Here is a 17,221-nt window from a genome sequence, read left to right on the forward strand (position 1 = left end):
CCCAACCCGTTCAGGAGTTACCGCAATGTTCAATAACTGGTCCGACTTGCTGCCTACCGTGAAGAAAGCCTTTGGCGCGCTGGGCAAGAGCAATCCGAAGATGGTCAAAGCCTACATGGCGCTGGGCGAAGCTGCCGAGGAAAACAACGTCCTCGACGCCAAGACCCGTGAGCTGATCTCCATCGCCGTGGCCATCACTACTCGCTGCGACGGCTGCATCGGTGTGCATGCCGACGCGGCGATCAAGGCCGGCGCCACCCGCGAAGAAGTCGCCGCGACCCTGGCGACCGCCATCTCGCTGAACGCCGGCGCTGCGTACATCTACTCCCTGCGCGCCCTGGAAGCCTACGACACCCTCAAACCGGCGCCGCAAAGTTGAGCCGAAACTGTTGCGGCGTCACGCCCAGCCGGCGATTGAACACACTGCGCATGTGCTGGGCGTCGCGAAAGCCGCACTGATAGGCCACGGTCTTGAGCGGTGCGGGGCTGCTTTCGAGCATCACCCGCGCCGCATCCACCCTCGCCCGCTCGACGAACTCGGCCGGGGTTATCCGCGCTTCCCGGGCAAACACCCGGGAGAAGTTGCGCGCGCTCATGTTGGCCGCCTTGGCTAAGTCCGCAATGGTCAGGTCTCCCGTCAGGTTCGCCAGCACGTACAACTGCACCAGTGCCACCGCCGAGGTGGTTTCGGCGTGAGGCGTAAGGAACGGGCTGAACTGCGACTGCCCGCCCGAACGCTGGGTGAACACCACCAGGCGCTTAGCCACGCTCAGCGCGACTTCCGGGCCGTGGTCCTGGGCCAGCAAATACAGCGACAAGTCGATGCCCGCCGTGACCCCCGCCGAGGTGTAGAGGTTGCCGTCCTGCACATACAGGCGATCGGCCTCGACCTGGGCCGTGGGGCACAGGCGCGCCAGGTCAGCGGCGTCGTTCCAGTGGGTGGTCACAGTCTTGCCGTCGAGCAGCCCGGCGCGGGCGAGCATGAAGGCGCCGTTGCAGATCGAGCCGAAGCGTTGCGCTCGGGCGGTGGCGCCGCGCAGCCAATCATCGAATTCGGCACCGAAATCTTCGAACGGCAATTGCGGGCCGCCCGCCACCAGCAATAGGTCGTAGGCCTGCAGGGCTTCGCTGTAGTGCCGGTGGGCCTGCAACGACAAACCATTGGACGCGGCCAGGCTGCCGTGGCCGAAGCCGATCACTTCCAGCCGGTAGTGATCCTGGGGCAGCAAAAAGCGGTTGGCTTCGCAGAACACATCCAGGGGGCCGGTCACGTCCAGTGACTGGACGCCGGGGAAGATCAGGATGCCGACGGTTTTGCCCATGAACAACACACCTTATCTAGCTGGATAAACACAAATCCCCTGTGGGAGCGGGCTTGCTCGCGAATGCGATTTTTCAGTCACCACAGGTATTAACTGACATACCGCATTCGCGAGCAAGCCCGCTCCCACATTTGATCTGCTCAAGCCTCAAGAGATGATTAAGGCTGGCGCGATATGACGGCAGGTTGGCCGGGATCGCGCCCTCGCGGCGATAGCCCCTTCGCGGGCGCGCGACCAGACTGGACTCATCGGCGCCACCCCCGGCGCTTTCTTGAGGAGAACGACCATGAGCACCACCATCGCCGGCATCCAGATCCCGGACAGCGCCCTGGCCAAGGCCACCACCGAATACATCCGCGACGTCGAATCGGACCTGCTGTACCACCACTCCCGCCGTGTATTCCTGTTCGGCGCCTTGAGCGGTGAGCGCAAACAACTGGCCTACAACCCGGAGCTGCTGTACGTCGGCGCGATGTTCCACGACCTGGGCCTGGTCGAAGGCCATCGCAGTGACAACGAGCGTTTCGAAGTGGACGGCGCCAACGCCGCGGCGGCGTTCCTCAAGCCTTACGGGCTGAGCGATGACGATATCGAACAGGTGTGGTTGTCCATCGCCCTGCACACCACACCGGGGGTGCCGCAGCATTTGCGCCCCACCGTGGCACTGGTGACGGCGGGCGTGGAAATGGACGTGCTGGGCATGGACTACGCGGCATTTTCCAGCGTGCAGCGCGAAGCGGTGGTGCATGCGCATCCACGGGGTGAAGGGTTCAAGGAGTGCATCATCTGCGCATTCGCCGACGGCTTGCGCCATCGCCCGCAGACCACGTTTGGCAACGTGAAGACGGATGTGCTGGTGGATCAGGAGCCAGGGTTCAAGCCGATGAACTTTGTGGAGGTGATTCGCAAGTCGCCGTGGGTTGCCTGAAACACAACCCTATAAACACCACAAAACCACTGTGGGAGCTGGCTTGCCTGCGATAGCGATGTATCAGTAAACCAATCAATCACTGATAGATTGCTATCGCAGGCAAGCCAGCTCCCACATTTCTTACCGCGTTGCGCCAGTTAGACCGGTGCAGGCGCGCGGCGCTTGTCAGGCTGTTGCCAGCCGTCCGCCGCCGCTTCTTCAATGGCTTGCTGAATGGCTTTCTTGCGGTGTTCTTCGGCACGACGGCTGAAGAACCACACCAGGAAGGTCACCAGCGACACCGCCAGCAGGATGAGGCTGGCCACGGCGTTGATCTCGGGTTTAACCCCCAGGCGCACCGCCGAGAACACTTCCATCGGCAAGGTGGTCGAGCCCGGGCCCGACACGAAGCTGGCCAGTACCAGGTCATCGAGGGACAGCGCGAACGACATCATGCCGCCCGCCGCCAACGATGGCGCGATCATCGGGATGGTAATCAGGAAGAACACCTTCCACGGCCGCGCACCCAGGTCCATGGCCGCTTCTTCGATCGACAGGTCCAGCTCACGCAAGCGTGCCGACACCACCACCGCCACATACGCCGCGCAGAAGGTGGTGTGGGCGATCCAGATAGTGACGATGCCACGTTCCTGGGGCCAACCGATCATCTGCGCCATGGCCACGAACAGCAGCAACAGCGACAGACCGGTGATCACTTCTGGCATCACCAACGGCGCCGTCACCAGGCCGCCGAACAGCGTGCGGCCCTTGAAGTGGCTGATACGCGTCAGCACGAAGGCCGCCAATGTACCCAGCGCCACCGCAGCCACCGCCGTGTAGCAGGCGATTTCCAAGGAGCGGGCCACCGAGCCCATCAATTGGGTGTTGTCCAGCAGGCCCACGTACCACTTCACCGACCAACCGCCCCACACGGTCACCAGCTTGGATTCGTTGAACGAGTAGATCACCAGGATCAGCATCGGCAGGTAGATGAACAACAACCCCGCCACCAGCATGAAGCTTGAGAAACTGACGCGCTTCATATCTTGCCCTCCATCTCTTTGGCTTGGCTGCGGTTGAACAGGATGATCGGCACGATCAGGATCGCCAGCATCACCACCGCCAGGGCAGACGCCACCGGCCAGTCACGGTTGTTGAAGAATTCTTGCCACAGCACTTTACCGATCATCAGGGTTTCCGGGCCGCCAAGCAGCTCGGGAATCACGAACTCACCCACGACCGGGATGAACACCAGCATGCAGCCGGCGATGATGCCGTTCTTGGACAGCGGCACGGTGATTTTCCAGAAGCTGTTGAAGGTGCTCGAACCCAGGTCGGATGCGGCTTCCAGCAGACTCTGGTCGTGTTTCACCAGGTTGGCGTACAGCGGCAGGATCATGAACGGCAGGTACGAATAGACCACGCCGATATACACCGCGATGTTGGTGTTGAGGATCTGCAGCGGCTCGTTGATCAGCCCCATGGACATCAGGAAACCGTTGAGCAAACCGTTGTTGCTGAGGATGCCCATCCACGCATACACGCGGATCAGGATCGCGGTCCAGGTCGGCATCATGATCAGCAGCACCAGCACGGTCTGCATCTCTTTGCGCGCACTGGCAATGGCGTAGGCCATTGGATAGCCGATCAGCAGGCACAGCAGCGTGCTGAAAAACGCCATCTTCAGCGAGCCCAGGTAGGCGGCGATGTACAACTCGTCGTCGCCCAGCATCGCGTAGTTGGCCAGGTTGAGCACCAACTGCAGCTTCTGCTCAACGAAGGTGTAGATCTCGGTGTAAGGCGGGATCGCGACGTCGGCTTCGGCAAAGCTGATCTTCAAGACGATGAAGAACGGCAGCATGAAGAACAGGAATAGCCAGAGGAAAGGGATCCCGATGACCACATGCCGGCCACCGGGTGTTATTCGTTGCAGCTGGCGCTTGAGCTTCTTCATGTTCATGAGCGAAGTACCACGCCGCTGTCGTCTTCCCACCACACGTACACCTGGTCACCCCAGGTTGGGCGTTGGCCACGGCGCTCGGCGTTGGCCACGAACGACTGCACCAGCTTGCCGCTGGGCAGTTCCACGTAGAACACCGAATGACCGCCCAGGTAGGCGATGTCGTGCACCTTGCCGCTGGACCAGTTGTGCTCGCAGGTCGGCATTTCGGTGGTCACCAGCAGCTTTTCAGGGCGGATGGCGTAAGTCACCGACTTGTCTTCCACGGCGGTGGCGATGCCATAGCCCACGTAGATGTCGCGGTCCAGGTCCGGGCACTTGAGCACCGCGTGGCCTTCGGCGTCGTCCACCACCTGGGTGTCGAAGATGTTGACGTTGCCGATGAACTCGCACACCAGGCGGCTGGTGGGGGTTTCATAGATGTCGATCGGGCTGCCGATCTGGGCGATCCAGCCCAGGTGCATGATCGCGATGCGCTCGGCCATGGTCATGGCCTCTTCCTGGTCGTGGGTCACCATCACGCAGGTCACGCCCACGCGCTCGATGATCTCCACCAGCTCCAGCTGCATCTGCGAACGCAGCTTCTTGTCCAGCGCGCCCATGGGCTCATCGAGCAGCAGCAGTTTCGGGCGTTTGGCCAGGGAACGCGCCAGGGCCACACGCTGACGCTGGCCACCGGACAACTGGTGCGGCTTGCGCTTGGCGAACTGGCTCATCTGCACCAGCTTGAGCATCTCGGCCACACGGGCGTCGATCTCGGCCTTGGGGATCTTGTCCTGTTGCAGGCCGAAGGCGATGTTTTGCGCCACGGTCATGTGCGGGAACAGGGCGTAGGACTGGAACATCATGTTGATCGGCCGCTCGTAGGGCGGCATGTCGGTGATGTCCACACCGTCGAGGTAGATGCGACCTTCCGTTGGGCGCTCGAAGCCTGCGAGCATGCGCAGCAAGGTGGATTTGCCCGAACCCGAACCGCCGAGCAAGGCGAAGATCTCGCCTTTCTTGATTTCCAGGGACACATCGTCCACGGCAATCGTCTCGTCGAACTTCTTCGTGACCCGGTCGATTTTGACCAACACCTTTTTCGGTGTCTGGTCGCCCTCGAGGGCTTTCTTATAGGCGCCGGAGGCAACTGCCATTTACGAAACTCCCAACAAAAAATTCTGTGCGCCCGAGGCGGGCGAACCTTGGATAGTTTGAGCCTTACTTGCCCGTCTTGACCTTGGTCCAGCTACGGGTCATTAAACGTTGCACTTTCGGGGGTAACTCGAAGTTGACGAATGTCCGATCGAGAACCGCCTGCGGTGGGTAAACCGCTGCGTCGGTGCGTATCGATTGCTCCATCAGTTTGTCCGCCCCAGGGTTAGGGTTGGCGTAACCGACTTGATCACTGACCTGAGCGATCACCTCAGGTTTCAGCAAATAGTTGATGAAGGCGTGGGCCTCTTTGACGTTGGCTGCGTCCGCGGGGATCGCCAGCACGTCAAACCACAGGTTGCCGCCCTCTTTCGGAATCACGTAGGCGATGTTCACGCCTTTGCCCGCCTCAGCCGCACGGGCCTTGGCCTGGAACACATCACCGGAAAACCCTGCCGCCACGCAAATGTTGCCGTTGGCCAGGTCCGAGATGTATTTGGACGAATGGAAGTAGGTCACGTAGGGCCGCACTTTGAGCAGCTTCTCTTCGGCCTTCTTGTAGTCTTCGGGGTTGGTGCTGTTGGGGTTCAGGCCCATGTAGTTGAGCACTGCCGGCAGCATTTCATCGGCCGAGTCCATGAACGACACGCCGCAACTGGCCAGCTTCTTCATGTTCTCCGGCTCGAACAGCACGGCCCAGGAGTCGATATGGTCGACGCCCAGCACTTCCTTCACTTTATCGACGTTGTAACCAATGCCGTTGGTGCCCCACAGGTACGGCACGGCGTATTGATTACCCGGGTCGTTCTTTTCCAGGCGCTTGAGCAGCACCGGGTCCAGGTTGGAATAATTGGTCAGCAATGAACGGTCGAGCTTCTGGAACGCCCCGGCCTTGATCTGCTTGCCGAGGAAGTGGTTGGACGGCACGACCACGTCGTAACCGGTACGACCGGCCAGCAACTTGCCTTCCAGGGTTTCGTTGGAATCAAACACGTCATACACAGGCTTGATGCCGGTGGCCTTTTCGAAGTTGGCCAGGGTGTCGGGGCCAATGTAGTCCGACCAGTTATAAATATGCACAGTCGGTGCGGCCTGCACGCTCAACGCCAGCGTGATACCTGCGCCCACCAGCAAGGCTTTGCGAAATAAAGAAATTGGCAAGTGGAGGTCCTCTTAAATAGTTGGGCCCAAAGTTGTTGCCCGGCAACAAAACCGGCGCGCAACTTACCCTCGATAAACCGATCCGGCAAAACTTTCTGTCATTTAATGTGTAAGAAGGGCAGTCAACCTGCCCCTCCTACTGTTTTAAGGCTTACTTGCCCGATTTGATCTTGGTCCAGCTGCGTGTCATTTCACGCTGGGTTGCAGCCGGCAAGTCAGCAATGGCGTAGAGCTTGGCTTGCACGTCAGCTGGCGGGTAGATGCCCGGGTCGCTGGTGATGTCCTTGTCCACCAGTGCAGTGGCTTTCTCGTTACCGTTCGGGAAACGTACGCTGTTGGTGATCCCGGCCATCACTTTAGGCTCGAGCAGGTAGTTCATGAACTTGTAGGCGGCGTCGACGTTTTCGGCATCTTTAGGGATGGCGACCATGTCATAGAAGCTGCCAGCGCCTTCTTTCGGAATGTCGTAGGCCACCTTGACCTTGCCACCGGCTTCAGCCGCGCGGGACTTGGCTTGCTGCACGTCACCCGAGTAACCCACGGCCACGCAGATGTTGCCGTTGGCGAGGTCCGAGATGTACTTGGACGAGTGGAAGTAGCCGATCGATGGGCGCAGCTTGAGGAACAGGTCCTCGGCTTGCTTGAGGTCAGCCTTCTTCTGGGTGTCGGTCGGCAGGCCCAGATAATGCAGCGCGACTGGCAGCATTTCGGTTGGCGAGTCGAGGAAGCTCACGCCGCAGCTTTTGAGCTTGGCGAGGTTTTCCGGCTTGAGGATCACGTCCCACGAGTCGATCTTGTCGATACCCAGTGCGGCCTTGACCTTCTCCGGGTTGTAACCGATGCCGATCGAACCCCACATGTACGGGAAGGCGTGCTTGTTGTCCGGGTCGCTGACCGACACGGCTTTGAGCAGGGATTTGTTCAGGTTGTCGTAGTTGGACAGTTTGGACTTGTCCAGCTCCTGGTAAACACCCGCCTTGATCTGCTTGGCGAGGAAGTTGTTCGACGGTACGACGATGTCGTAACCGGACTTGCCTGCCAGCAACTTGGCTTCCAGGGTTTCGTTGCTGTCAAAAACGTCGTACACCACCTTGATGCCCGACTCTTTTTCAAAGTTGGCGATGGTGTCCGGTGCAATGTAGTCGGACCAGTTGTACACGTGCAGCACTTTATTGTCTGCCTGGGCCGCGCCCGCCATTGCGCCCATCAGGGACAAGGCGAGGAGGGTCTTGCCAGCGTTCTTCAAACCTAATGCCTTCATTTGGTGATGCTCCAATTTTTTCTTTTTTGGGCCACGTTCTTCATCGTTATGCGGCCCGTCTAAGGGCAACAAAACAGGGCGACAGTCTGGCAAGTTCCGAGGCCGGCTTTCAACCAAAGCCTCATTTATAACTGCTCAGCACGCAGCGCCCGAAAGCCGCTGCGCACTGAGCCTAGCACTTAGCCCTGCAATGCCGCCAAAGTCAGGTCCAGGCAGTGGCGAGCCTTGGTCACCAGCTCGTCGATTTCAGCCTTGCTGATCACCAGCGACGGCGAAATGATCATGGTGTCGCCCACGGCGCGCATGATCAGGCCATTCTCGAAGCAGAATGTGCGGCAGATCATGCCCACACCTTTGCCTTCGTAGCGTTTGCGCGTGGCTTTGTCCTGCACCAGCTCAATCGCACCGAGCATGCCCACACCGCGCACTTCACCCACCAACGGGTGATCAGCCAGTTCCCTCAGACGTTTCTGCAAATACGGTGCCGTTTCTTCGTGGACACGGCTGACGATTTTTTCATCACGCAGGATGCGGATGTTTTCCAGGGCGACCGCGGCGGCCACCGGGTGACCGGAGTAGGTAAAGCCGTGGTTGAAATCACCGCCTTCGTTGAGCACGGCAACGATGTCGTCGCGTACGATCAGGCCACCCATGGGGATGTAGCCCGAGGTCAGGCCCTTGGCAATGGTCATCATGTGGGGCTTGAGGTCGTAGAAGTCGCTACCGAACCACTCACCGGTACGGCCGAAACCGCAGATCACTTCGTCGGCGACAAACAGGATGTCGTACTTGGCAAGGATTTCCTTGATGCGCGGCCAGTAGGTGTCTGGCGGTACGATCACACCGCCGGCGCCCTGGATCGGCTCGGCAATGAAGGCACCGACGTTGTCCACGCCGATTTCCAGGATCTTCTCTTCCAGCTGGTTGGCGGCCCAGATCCCGAACTCTTCCGGGCTCATGTCGCCGCCTTCGCCATACCAGTACGGCTGGGCGATGTGGGTGATGCCCGGGATCGGCAAGTCGCCCTGCTCATGCATGTAGGTCATGCCGCCCAGGCTGGCGCCGGCCACGGTGGAGCCGTGGTAGCCATTCTTGCGGCTGATGATGGTTTTCTTGTTCGGCTGGCCCTTGATCGCCCAGTAGTGGCGGACCATACGCAGCATAGTGTCGTTGCCTTCCGAGCCGGAACCGGTGAAGAACACGTGGTTCATGCCGGCCGGTGCGACGTCGGAAATAACCTTGGCCAGTTCCAGCACAGGCGGGTGGGCGGTCTGGAAGAACAGGTTGTAGTACGGCAGTTCTTTCATCTGCTTGGCGGCAGCATCAGCCAGTTCGTCACGACCGTAACCGATCGCCACGCACCACAAGCCAGCCATGCCATCGAGGATCTTGTTGCCTTCGCTGTCCCACAGGTAAACGCCGTGGGCTTTGGTGATGATCCGTGGGCCCTTCTCTTTCAATTGCTTGAAATCGCTGAACGGCGCCAAGTGATGATCGCTGCTCAAGGCTTGCCATTCACGGGTTTGCGGGTTGTTGCTGGACATACCAATCTCCTAGATGTTTCAGGTGAGGGCGAGCCGTTCCCACGGCCCGCCCGGCGCATCAGACGGCAAAGAGCAGGAATTCCCGCTCCCATGAGCTGATCACGCGCTTGAAGTTTTCATGCTCGGCCCGCTTGACCGCGACGTAGCCGGTGATGAATTTCTGACCCAGGTATTTCTCGATGGTCTTGCTGTTTTCCATGCGTTCCAGGGCGTCTTCGATGGTCAACGGCAGGCGCAGGTTGCGGCGCTCGTAACCACGGCCGACCACCGGCGCGCTCGGGTTATGGCCTTCGACCATGCCGATGAAGCCACACAGCAGGCTGGCGGCAATCGCCAGGTATGGGTTGGCGTCGGCGCCCGGCAGGCGGTTTTCCACGCGGCGGTTCTGCGGGCCGGCATCCGGTACGCGCAGGCCCACAGTGCGGTTTTCTTCGCCCCATTCCACGTTCACGGGCGCCGAGGTGTCCGGCAGGAAGCGGCGGAACGAGTTCACGTTGGGGGCAAACAACGGCAGCAATTCAGGGATGAATTTCTGCAGGCCGCCAATGTGGTTGAGGAACAGCTGGCTCATGGTCCCGTCTTCATTGGAGAAGACGTTCTTGCCAGTGGCGATGTCGATGATGCTCTGGTGCAGGTGCATCGCGCTGCCGGGCTCGCCGGTCATCGGCTTGGCCATGAAGGTGGCAGCCACGTCGTGCTTGAGCGCGGCTTCGCGCATGGTGCGCTTGAACACCAGGATCTGGTCGGCCAGAGACAGGGCATCGCCGTGACGGAAGTTGATTTCCATCTGTGCCGTGCCGTCCTCGTGGATCAGGGTGTCGAGGTCCAGCTCCTGCAGTTCGCACCAGTCGTAGACGTCTTCGAACAGCGGGTCGAATTCGTTGGCCGCTTCTATAGAGAAGGACTGGCGACCGGTCTCCGGGCGCCCGGAACGGCCGATCGGCGGTTGCAGCGGGAAGTCCGGGTCTTCGCAGCGCTTGGTCAGGTAGAACTCCATCTCCGGCGCCACGATAGGCTGCCAGCCTTTGTCGGCATAGAGCTTGAGGACTTTCTTGAGCACGTTGCGCGGCGACAGCTCGATCGGGTTGCCTTGCTTGTCGTAGGTGTCGTGGATCACCTGGGCGGTCGGCTCGATGGCCCAAGGCACCAGGTACACGGCGTTCTGGTCGGGGCGGCAGATCATGTCGATGTCGGCCGGGTCGAGCAGTTCGTAATAGATGTCGTCTTCGACATAGTCGCCGGTCACGGTCTGCAACAGAACGCTCTCGGGCAGGCGCATGCCTTTCTCGGCAATGAACTTGTTGGTCGGCGAGATCTTGCCCCGGGTGATGCCCGTGAGGTCGCCAATCATGCATTCGACTTCTGTGATCTTGTGGTCTTTCAACCAATCGGTGAGCTGGTCGAGGTTGTTACTCATAAATGCCTCTGGGCTGGGTTTCCTGACATCCATTAAAGGTCAGGCGTTGGTTGACGCAGCATCCGCGTCGCGTTGCATCGCCCGCTTTCGACAGGCGGTGCCAAATGCCTGGAAGATCGCTAGGTAGTGCGGGTTAGAGCTTACCTGCCATTCGGGGTGCCATTGCACTCCTAAAGCAAAAGCCTTGCCCTGTTTCACCGAAAAAGCTTCGATCAGGCCGTCCGGCGCCGTCGCTTCGACCAGAAGCCCAGGCGCCAGGCGGTCAACGCCCTGCCCGTGGATCGAGTTGACCTCAATCGTCTGTGGCAACCCCAGGCTTGCCAATACCCCATTCGGGGAGATCGCCACGGCGTGCGCCGGGCCGTACTGGACGTCCAGCGGCTGCGTGTCGTCTTCGCGGTGATCCATCATGCCCGGCACTTCATGAACCTTCTGGTGCAGGCTGCCGCCAAACGCCACGTTCATCTCCTGGAAGCCCCGGCAGATGCCCAGTACCGGAACGCCTGCAGCAATCGCGGCGCGCAGCAACGGCAATGTGGTCTGGTCGCGTGCAGAATCATGAGCAGTCCCAGGCGCACTGGCCGGACCGTCGTAGTGAAAGGGTTCGATATTGGAGGGAGAGCCGGTAAAGAGGATGCCATCCAGGCCGTCAAGAATATTGGCCGGGTCGAGCAGATGCCCAAGGGACGGAATGATCAATGGCAAGCCCTTGGCAGCGGTGGCCACTGCACGGACGTATTTGTCGCCACTGATGTGATAAGCATGCAGACCGACCTGTTTGGAGCAGGCGGTGACGCCGATTAACGGCAGGCGAGACATGAAGCACCCCGGTATTATTGCTGTTATGGGTTTGAATCGAGCTTAGCCTTGTTCATTTTTTTACACAACACCCCCGTAAAAAATACAACACGGCCCGCTCAAGCCTGCTAGTCCCAAGCCGTCCAAACCCAAAAAACCGCCCCAAAAAGCCCCAAAAAAGCCTTCGAGGCGCTTTTTTAGGGCAAAAAAGGCCTCGCTTGACTTCGGCATGCCGTTCGGGTTGACTGAAACCAGAAAAGATCAATGATTGATATTTTTAACAACAAAGGTGTTGCATCATGTCGGTACCCCCGCGTGCCGTTCAGCTTAACGAAGCGAACGCGTTCCTTAAGGATCATCCTGAGGTTCTGTACGTAGACCTTCTAATTGCGGATATGAATGGTGTGGTGCGCGGCAAGCGCATCGAACGCACCAGCCTCCACAAGGTTTACGAGAAGGGCATTAACCTGCCTGCCTCTTTATTTGCCCTGGATATCAACGGCTCGACGGTGGAAAGCACCGGCCTGGGCCTGGACATCGGTGATGCTGACCGAATCTGTTATCCGATCCCCGACACCCTGTGCAATGAACCCTGGCAAAAGCGCCCTACCGCGCAACTGCTGATGACCATGCACGAACTTGAAGGTGAACCTTTCTTCGCCGATCCACGCGAAGTGCTCCGCCAAGTTGTAACCAAATTCGACGACCTCGGTCTGACCATCTGCGCCGCCTTCGAACTCGAGTTCTACCTGATCGACCAGGAGAACGTGAACGGCCGCCCACAACCGCCCCGCTCGCCGATTTCCGGCAAACGCCCGCACTCGACACAGGTCTACCTGATCGACGACCTCGACGAATACGTCGACTGCCTCCAGGACATCCTGGAAGGTGCCAAGGAGCAAGGCATCCCGGCCGACGCCATCGTCAAGGAAAGTGCCCCGGCGCAGTTCGAAGTGAACCTGCACCACGTGGCCGACCCGATCAAGGCCTGCGACTACGCCGTATTGCTCAAGCGCCTGATCAAGAACATCGCCTACGACCATGAGATGGACACCACCTTCATGGCCAAGCCTTACCCAGGCCAGGCAGGCAACGGTTTGCACGTGCACATTTCGATCCTGGACAAGGAAGGCAAGAACATCTTTGCCAGCGAGGATCCCGAGCAGAACGCCGCATTGCGTCACGCGATCGGCGGTGTGCTCGAGACCCTACCCGCCCAAATGGCGTTCCTGTGCCCCAACGTCAACTCCTACCGTCGTTTCGGCGCACAGTTCTACGTGCCGAACTCGCCGTGCTGGGGCCTGGACAACCGCACCGTGGCGATTCGCGTACCGACCGGCTCGTCCGACGCGGTGCGTATCGAACACCGTGTGGCCGGCGCCGACGCCAACCCTTACCTGCTGATGGCTTCGGTCTTGGCAGGCGTGCACCACGGCCTGACCAACAAGATCGAGCCCAACGCACCGGTGGAAGGCAACAGCTACGAGCAGAACGAGCAGAGCCTGCCGAACAACCTGCGCGATGCCTTGCGCGAGTTGGACGACAGCGAGGTGATGGCCAAGTACATCGATCCTAAGTACATCGATATCTTCGTCGCCTGTAAGGAAAGTGAGCTGGAAGAGTTTGAACACTCCATCTCCGACCTTGAGTACAACTGGTACCTGCATACCGTCTAAACGGCGGCTGCATTAAAAGAACGCCGCAGGCTATTGGCCTGCGGCGTTTTTTTATGGCCGTTGTGGCGAGGGAGCTTGCTCCCGCTGGGCTGCGAAGCGGCCCCAATAAAGCTACCCGGTTCTTTCAGGCAGTACTGGGGCGCTGATTTTGGGCCTGCTGCGCAGTCCAGCGGGAGCAAGCTCCCTCGCCACAAGGTATGGATCATCCAGTGGCTCTGCGTACAATGCCCGCTGCCTTGTAGGAGACTTCCATGACCACCCGCCCCGCCCCCCCTCGCAAACCCCGCGCCCGCAGCCAGGCCCGGATCGACGCGATTCTCGACGCCGCCCGCACCTTGCTGGCCGCCGAAGGCGTGGCCGGCTTGTCGATCTACAGCGTGGCCGAGCGGGCGCAGATTCCGCCGTCGTCGGTGTACCACTTCTTCGCCAGCGTGCCGGCCCTTCTCGAAGCGCTGACGGCCGATGTGCACGCGGCCTTCCGGGCCGCCATCCAGGCACCCATCGACCATGAATCACTCAAGCACTGGCGCGACCTGTCCTATATCGTCGAACACCGCATGCTCACCATCTATGAGCAGGACGCCGCCGCTCGCCAGCTGATCCTGGCGCAGCACGGGCTGACGGAAGTGACCCAGGCGGACCGTCAGCATGACCTGGAGTTGGGCGACCTGATGCTCGCCGTGTTCAACCGTCACTTTGAAGTGCCGACCTTGCCAAACGATGTGGATGTGTTTGCACTGGCGCTGGAACTGAGCGACCGCGTGTACGCGCGTTCGGTGCATCAGCATGGGCTGATCACACCGCGCATGGCGGAGGAAGGGATGCGGGTGTTTGATGCGTATGTGGGGCTCTACCTGCCAGCCTATTTGCCCAAGCGTTGAGCCTTGTGGTGGCTGGGCGTGCCCCTTCGCAGGCAAGCCAGCTCCCACATTTGAATGCATTTCAAAGTTGAAACTCGGTCAAATGTGGGAGCGGGCTTGCTCGCGAAAGCGGCCTTAAGAGCACCGCAAATCTCGATCACAACTTGGCGATCGACACCTCGGTGGATTTAACGAAGGCAATCACTTCACTGCCAATCACCAATTCCAGCTCTTTGACCGAGCGAGTGGTGATCACCGAAGTCACGATGCCGGACGCAGTCTGCACGTCGATTTCCGACAGCACGTCGCCTTCGACGATTTCCTTGATGGTGCCTTTGAACTGGTTACGCACGTTGATGGCTTTAATAGTCATGGTGTTCTTCCTTCAGGGACGAGTGAGTTATTGAGCCCAACGCAATTGCGTAGGCAGCGGTGAAACAGGTTCGGGTTCCGGCGGCGAGCCCGGCAACGACAGCACGCGGTTGAGCACTTCGGCTTCCAGCGCAGCCAGGCGGTGTGAGCCCCGGGCACGTGGGCGCGGCAGGTCGACGATCAGGTCGAGGCCGATCTCGCCGTCTTCGATCAGGATCACGCGGTCGGCAATTGCCACGGCTTCGCTGACGTCGTGGGTTACCAGCAACACGGTGAAACCGTGTTTCTGCCAGAGGTTTTCGATCAGTTGCTGCATCTCGATGCGGGTCAGGGCATCCAGGGCGCCCAACGGCTCATCGAGCAGCAGCAGGCGCGGTTGGTGGATCAGGGCACGAGCCAGGGCCACACGCTGCTTCTGGCCACCGGACAAGGCCGCTGGCCACTCATTGGCGCGCTCGGCCAGGCCCACGGCTTCCAAGGCTTCCAACGCCTGGGGGCGCCAGTTGCCCTTGAGACCGAGGCCCACGTTATCGATGATCTTTTTCCACGGCAGCAAGCGCGCTTCCTGGAACATCAACCGCGTGTCTTCAATCGCTTCGCTCAAGGGCGCGGAGCCGGCCAGCAGCTCGCCGCCGCTGGCTTTATCCAAGCCGGCCAGCAGGCGTAGCAAGGTACTTTTGCCGCAACCACTGCGGCCGACCACAGCCACGAACTGACCAGCTGGGATGTGCAGGTCGATCTCTTTGAGCACTTCCCGCGTGCCAAAGGCCTTGCGCAACTTGCGCACCGCCAGCGGGATACCTTTCAACAGGCGTGGAGGTTGTTGAGCGGTCATGCCGCACCTCCTTTATTCACTTGATAAGCCGGGTGCCAACGCAGCCACACACGCTCCAGGCCACGCGCTGCCAGGTCGGCCAACTTGCCGAGGATGGCGTACATCACGATGGCGAGTACCACCACGTCGGTCTGCAGGAATTCACGGGCGTTCATTGCCAGGTAACCGATGCCGGAGCTGGCCGAGATGGTTTCCGCCACGATCAGCGTCAGCCACATGAAGCCCAGGGCAAAGCGCACGCCCACCAGGATCGACGGCAACGCGCCCGGCAGGATCACCTGGCGAAACAGGCTGAAACCGGACAAGCCGTAGCTGCGCGACATTTCCACCAGCGCCGGGTCGACGTTGCGGATGCCGTGGTAGGTGTTCAGGTAGATCGGGAACAGCGTGCCGAGGGCGACCAGGAAAATCTTCGCGGTCTCGTCAATGCCGAACCACAGGATCACCAGCGGGATCAGCGCCAGGTGCGGCACGTTGCGGATCATCTGCACCGAGCTGTCCAGCAGGCGCTCGCCCCACTTCGACAACCCGGTGATAAAGCCCAGGGCCAGACCGATGCTGCCACCGATCACAAACCCCAGGCCCGCGCGCCAGCCGCTGATCGCCAGGTGCGTCCAGATTTCGCCGCTGCGTACCAGGTTGATCCCGGCTTCGATCACGGCGCTGGGCGCCGGCAGAATACGCGTCGACAACCAACCGGCCGACACCGACAACTGCCAGATCGCCAACAACAGGATCGGCAGCACCCAAGGGGCCACGCGATGGCTCAATTTTTCAAAGTTCATGGCGGCGCCTCAACTCTGTGACGCAGCTTTGGGAAGGATGTCGTTGGCGACCATCTCGCCGAACGGGCTGACGTAACCGGCGCTTTTCGGCAACTCGGGACGTTCGATGTCCAGGTGCGGGAACAGCAGTTCGGCCACCCGATACGACTCTTCCAGGTGGGGATAACCGGAGAAAATAAAGGTGTCGATACCCAGGGCTGCGTATTCCTTGACCCGCGCCGCAACGGTCGGCCCATCGCCCACCAGCGCCGTGCCGGCACCACCGCGTACCAGGCCAACGCCTGCCCACAGGTTGGGGCTGACTTCGAGGTTGTCGCGGTTGCCACCATGCAAGGCCGCCATGCGTTGCTGGCCGACGGAATCGAAGCGCGCCAGGGAGGCCTGGGCACGGGCGATGGTGTCGTCGTCCAGATGGGAGATCAGTTTGTCGGCGGCTTTCCACGCCTCGTCGTTGGTTTCACGCACGATCACGTGCAGGCGAATACCAAAGCGCACGGTACGTCCCAGCTTGGCGGCCTTGGCGCGCACCTGCTCGATTTTCTCCGCGACCGCAGCGGGCGGCTCGCCCCAGGTCAGCACCATTTCCACTTGCTCGGCAGCCAGGTCCTGGGCGGCTTCGGAAGAACCGCCGAAGTACAGCGGCGGACGCGGTTGCTGGATCGGTGGGTAGAGTAATTTTGCGCCTTTGACGCTGATGTGCTGGCCGTCGTAATCCACGGTTTCGCCTTCCAGCACACGACGCCAGATGCGGGTGAACTCCACCGAGGCTTGGTAGCGCTCTTCGTGGCTGAGGAACAAGCCATCACCGGCCAATTCTTCCGGATCACCGCCGGTGACCAGGTTGAACAGCGCACGGCCACCGGACAGGCGGTCCAGGGTTGCGGCCTGGCGCGCAGCCACCGTCGGGGAAATGATCCCGGGGCGCAGGGCAACGAGGAATTTCAGACGCTGGGTCACCGGAATCAGCGAGGCGGCCACCAGCCACGAGTCTTCGCAGGAGCGACCGGTGGGGATCAGCACCCCGCCGAAGCCCAGGCGATCAGCGGCCTGGGCCACTTGCTGCAGGTAACCGTGGTCGACGGCGCGTGCGCCTTCGGCGGTGCCAAGGTAATGGCCGTCGCCGTGGGTAGGCAGAAACCAGAAAATATTGAGGCTCATGGAGTTGTCTCCTGAAGAAGTCGGA

Annotated in this window: 17 protein-coding genes; 4 read left to right on the top strand and 13 right to left on the bottom strand. The window is 60.4% G+C overall.

Translation table 11 applies throughout. The features are described from left to right. The first annotated feature begins 25 nt into the window (after window positions 1-25). Window positions 26-379, top strand: coding sequence for a carboxymuconolactone decarboxylase family protein (locus ACVWVP_RS01575; RefSeq protein ID WP_016973032.1), 354 nt, complete (start codon window positions 26-28; stop codon window positions 377-379). On the opposite strand, the gene ACVWVP_RS01580 is transcribed toward ACVWVP_RS01575, so the two are convergent. Beyond that, window positions 357-1,322, bottom strand: a complete 966-nt coding sequence (locus tag ACVWVP_RS01580; protein ID WP_457404319.1) for a GlxA family transcriptional regulator — start codon at window positions 1,320-1,322, stop codon at window positions 357-359. The two genes, ACVWVP_RS01575 and ACVWVP_RS01580, sit on opposite strands and share 23 nt — an antisense overlap. Window positions 1,323-1,608: 286 nt before the next feature. On the opposite strand from ACVWVP_RS01580, the gene ACVWVP_RS01585 reads away from it, so the two are divergent. Continuing rightward, a complete protein-coding gene (locus ACVWVP_RS01585) occupies window positions 1,609-2,250 on the top strand; it encodes an HD domain-containing protein (protein WP_058426491.1) in 642 nt (213 codons plus the stop codon). Between the two features lie 140 nt (window positions 2,251-2,390). Here ACVWVP_RS01585 and ACVWVP_RS01590 read toward each other — a convergent pair whose 3' ends face one another. The 8 genes from ACVWVP_RS01590 to ACVWVP_RS01625 all read right to left on the bottom strand — a co-directional run bounded on the left by ACVWVP_RS01590 (window position 2,391) and on the right by ACVWVP_RS01625 (window position 11,531). Next, window positions 2,391-3,275: an ABC transporter permease subunit gene (locus tag ACVWVP_RS01590; RefSeq protein WP_178919977.1), complete on the bottom strand. Its 885-nt coding sequence runs from the start codon at window positions 3,273-3,275 to the stop codon at window positions 2,391-2,393. After that, window positions 3,272-4,192: an ABC transporter permease subunit gene (locus ACVWVP_RS01595; protein ID WP_176996832.1), complete on the bottom strand. Its 921-nt coding sequence runs from the start codon at window positions 4,190-4,192 to the stop codon at window positions 3,272-3,274. Before ACVWVP_RS01595 ends, ACVWVP_RS01590 begins: the two co-directional genes overlap by 4 nt. Further along, entirely contained in the window at window positions 4,189-5,331 is a 1,143-nt protein-coding gene (locus ACVWVP_RS01600; protein WP_176996833.1) for an ABC transporter ATP-binding protein, read from the bottom strand. Before ACVWVP_RS01600 ends, ACVWVP_RS01595 begins: the two co-directional genes overlap by 4 nt. A gap of 64 nt (window positions 5,332-5,395) precedes the next feature. Beyond that, complete coding sequence (locus ACVWVP_RS01605) at window positions 5,396-6,490, bottom strand: polyamine ABC transporter substrate-binding protein (RefSeq protein WP_176996834.1); 1,095 nt, start codon at window positions 6,488-6,490, stop codon at window positions 5,396-5,398. A gap of 151 nt (window positions 6,491-6,641) precedes the next feature. After that, entirely contained in the window at window positions 6,642-7,736 is a 1,095-nt protein-coding gene (locus tag ACVWVP_RS01610) for a polyamine ABC transporter substrate-binding protein (RefSeq protein ID WP_176996904.1), read from the bottom strand. Window positions 7,737-7,930: 194 nt separating this feature from the next. Next, window positions 7,931-9,295: an aspartate aminotransferase family protein gene (locus ACVWVP_RS01615; protein ID WP_178919976.1), complete on the bottom strand. Its 1,365-nt coding sequence runs from the start codon at window positions 9,293-9,295 to the stop codon at window positions 7,931-7,933. Window positions 9,296-9,353: 58 nt separating this feature from the next. Continuing rightward, window positions 9,354-10,712 carry a glutamine synthetase family protein gene (locus ACVWVP_RS01620; protein ID WP_135310765.1) on the bottom strand — a complete coding sequence of 453 codons (1,359 nt, stop codon included), beginning with the start codon at window positions 10,710-10,712 and terminating at the stop codon, window positions 9,354-9,356. Between the two features lie 39 nt (window positions 10,713-10,751). After that, complete coding sequence (locus tag ACVWVP_RS01625; RefSeq protein ID WP_178919975.1) at window positions 10,752-11,531, bottom strand: gamma-glutamyl-gamma-aminobutyrate hydrolase family protein; 780 nt, start codon at window positions 11,529-11,531, stop codon at window positions 10,752-10,754. 278 nt (window positions 11,532-11,809) lie between these two features. On the opposite strand from ACVWVP_RS01625, the gene ACVWVP_RS01630 reads away from it, so the two are divergent. Together ACVWVP_RS01630 and ACVWVP_RS01635 are read left to right on the top strand one after the other, a co-directional pair. Next, window positions 11,810-13,186 (top strand): glutamine synthetase family protein, encoded by a 1,377-nt coding sequence (locus ACVWVP_RS01630; protein WP_178919974.1) that lies wholly within the window; start codon window positions 11,810-11,812, stop codon window positions 13,184-13,186. Between the two features lie 251 nt (window positions 13,187-13,437). Continuing rightward, window positions 13,438-14,067 (top strand): TetR/AcrR family transcriptional regulator, encoded by a 630-nt coding sequence (locus tag ACVWVP_RS01635; protein WP_457404323.1) that lies wholly within the window; start codon window positions 13,438-13,440, stop codon window positions 14,065-14,067. Window positions 14,068-14,203: 136 nt separating this feature from the next. On the opposite strand, the gene ACVWVP_RS01640 is transcribed toward ACVWVP_RS01635, so the two are convergent. Genes ACVWVP_RS01640 through ssuD form a run of 4 tightly spaced genes read right to left on the bottom strand, consistent with a single transcriptional unit; the run spans window position 14,204 to window position 17,196 of the window. Further along, window positions 14,204-14,419 (bottom strand): TOBE domain-containing protein, encoded by a 216-nt coding sequence (locus tag ACVWVP_RS01640; RefSeq protein ID WP_003213899.1) that lies wholly within the window; start codon window positions 14,417-14,419, stop codon window positions 14,204-14,206. Between the two features lie 27 nt (window positions 14,420-14,446). Next, on the bottom strand, window positions 14,447-15,253 hold the full coding sequence (gene ssuB, locus ACVWVP_RS01645) for an aliphatic sulfonates ABC transporter ATP-binding protein (protein ID WP_259172334.1): 807 nt from the start codon (window positions 15,251-15,253) through the stop codon (window positions 14,447-14,449). Continuing rightward, window positions 15,250-16,038, bottom strand: a complete 789-nt coding sequence (gene ssuC / locus ACVWVP_RS01650) for an aliphatic sulfonate ABC transporter permease SsuC (protein ID WP_176996840.1) — start codon at window positions 16,036-16,038, stop codon at window positions 15,250-15,252. Before ssuC ends, ssuB begins: the two co-directional genes overlap by 4 nt. Before the next feature lie 9 nt (window positions 16,039-16,047). Beyond that, window positions 16,048-17,196 (bottom strand): FMNH2-dependent alkanesulfonate monooxygenase, encoded by a 1,149-nt coding sequence (gene ssuD / locus ACVWVP_RS01655; RefSeq protein WP_071485087.1) that lies wholly within the window; start codon window positions 17,194-17,196, stop codon window positions 16,048-16,050. Between the last annotated feature and the right edge of the window lie 25 nt (window positions 17,197-17,221).

The sequence above is a fragment of the Pseudomonas sp. TE24901 genome (genome assembly GCF_054058375.1).

Bases quoted from the DNA above. Each gene is read 5' to 3' on its own strand.
- ACVWVP_RS01575 (WP_016973032.1), top strand. From the start codon at position 26: ATGTTCAATAACTGGTCCGACTTGCTGCCTACCGTGAAGAAAGCCTTT.
- ACVWVP_RS01580 (WP_457404319.1), bottom strand. From the start codon at position 1,322: ATGGGCAAAACCGTCGGCATCCTGATCTTCCCCGGCGTCCAGTCACTG.
- ACVWVP_RS01585 (WP_058426491.1), top strand. From the start codon at position 1,609: ATGAGCACCACCATCGCCGGCATCCAGATCCCGGACAGCGCCCTGGCC.
- ACVWVP_RS01590 (WP_178919977.1), bottom strand. From the start codon at position 3,275: ATGAAGCGCGTCAGTTTCTCAAGCTTCATGCTGGTGGCGGGGTTGTTG.
- ACVWVP_RS01595 (WP_176996832.1), bottom strand. From the start codon at position 4,192: ATGAACATGAAGAAGCTCAAGCGCCAGCTGCAACGAATAACACCCGGT.
- ACVWVP_RS01600 (WP_176996833.1), bottom strand. From the start codon at position 5,331: ATGGCAGTTGCCTCCGGCGCCTATAAGAAAGCCCTCGAGGGCGACCAG.
- ACVWVP_RS01615 (WP_178919976.1), bottom strand. From the start codon at position 9,295: ATGTCCAGCAACAACCCGCAAACCCGTGAATGGCAAGCCTTGAGCAGC.
- ACVWVP_RS01620 (WP_135310765.1), bottom strand. From the start codon at position 10,712: ATGAGTAACAACCTCGACCAGCTCACCGATTGGTTGAAAGACCACAAG.
- ACVWVP_RS01625 (WP_178919975.1), bottom strand. From the start codon at position 11,531: ATGTCTCGCCTGCCGTTAATCGGCGTCACCGCCTGCTCCAAACAGGTC.
- ACVWVP_RS01630 (WP_178919974.1), top strand. From the start codon at position 11,810: ATGTCGGTACCCCCGCGTGCCGTTCAGCTTAACGAAGCGAACGCGTTC.
- ACVWVP_RS01635 (WP_457404323.1), top strand. From the start codon at position 13,438: ATGACCACCCGCCCCGCCCCCCCTCGCAAACCCCGCGCCCGCAGCCAG.
- ACVWVP_RS01640 (WP_003213899.1), bottom strand. From the start codon at position 14,419: ATGACTATTAAAGCCATCAACGTGCGTAACCAGTTCAAAGGCACCATC.
- ssuB (WP_259172334.1), bottom strand. From the start codon at position 15,253: ATGACCGCTCAACAACCTCCACGCCTGTTGAAAGGTATCCCGCTGGCG.
- ssuC (WP_176996840.1), bottom strand. From the start codon at position 16,038: ATGAACTTTGAAAAATTGAGCCATCGCGTGGCCCCTTGGGTGCTGCCG.
- ssuD (WP_071485087.1), bottom strand. From the start codon at position 17,196: ATGAGCCTCAATATTTTCTGGTTTCTGCCTACCCACGGCGACGGCCAT.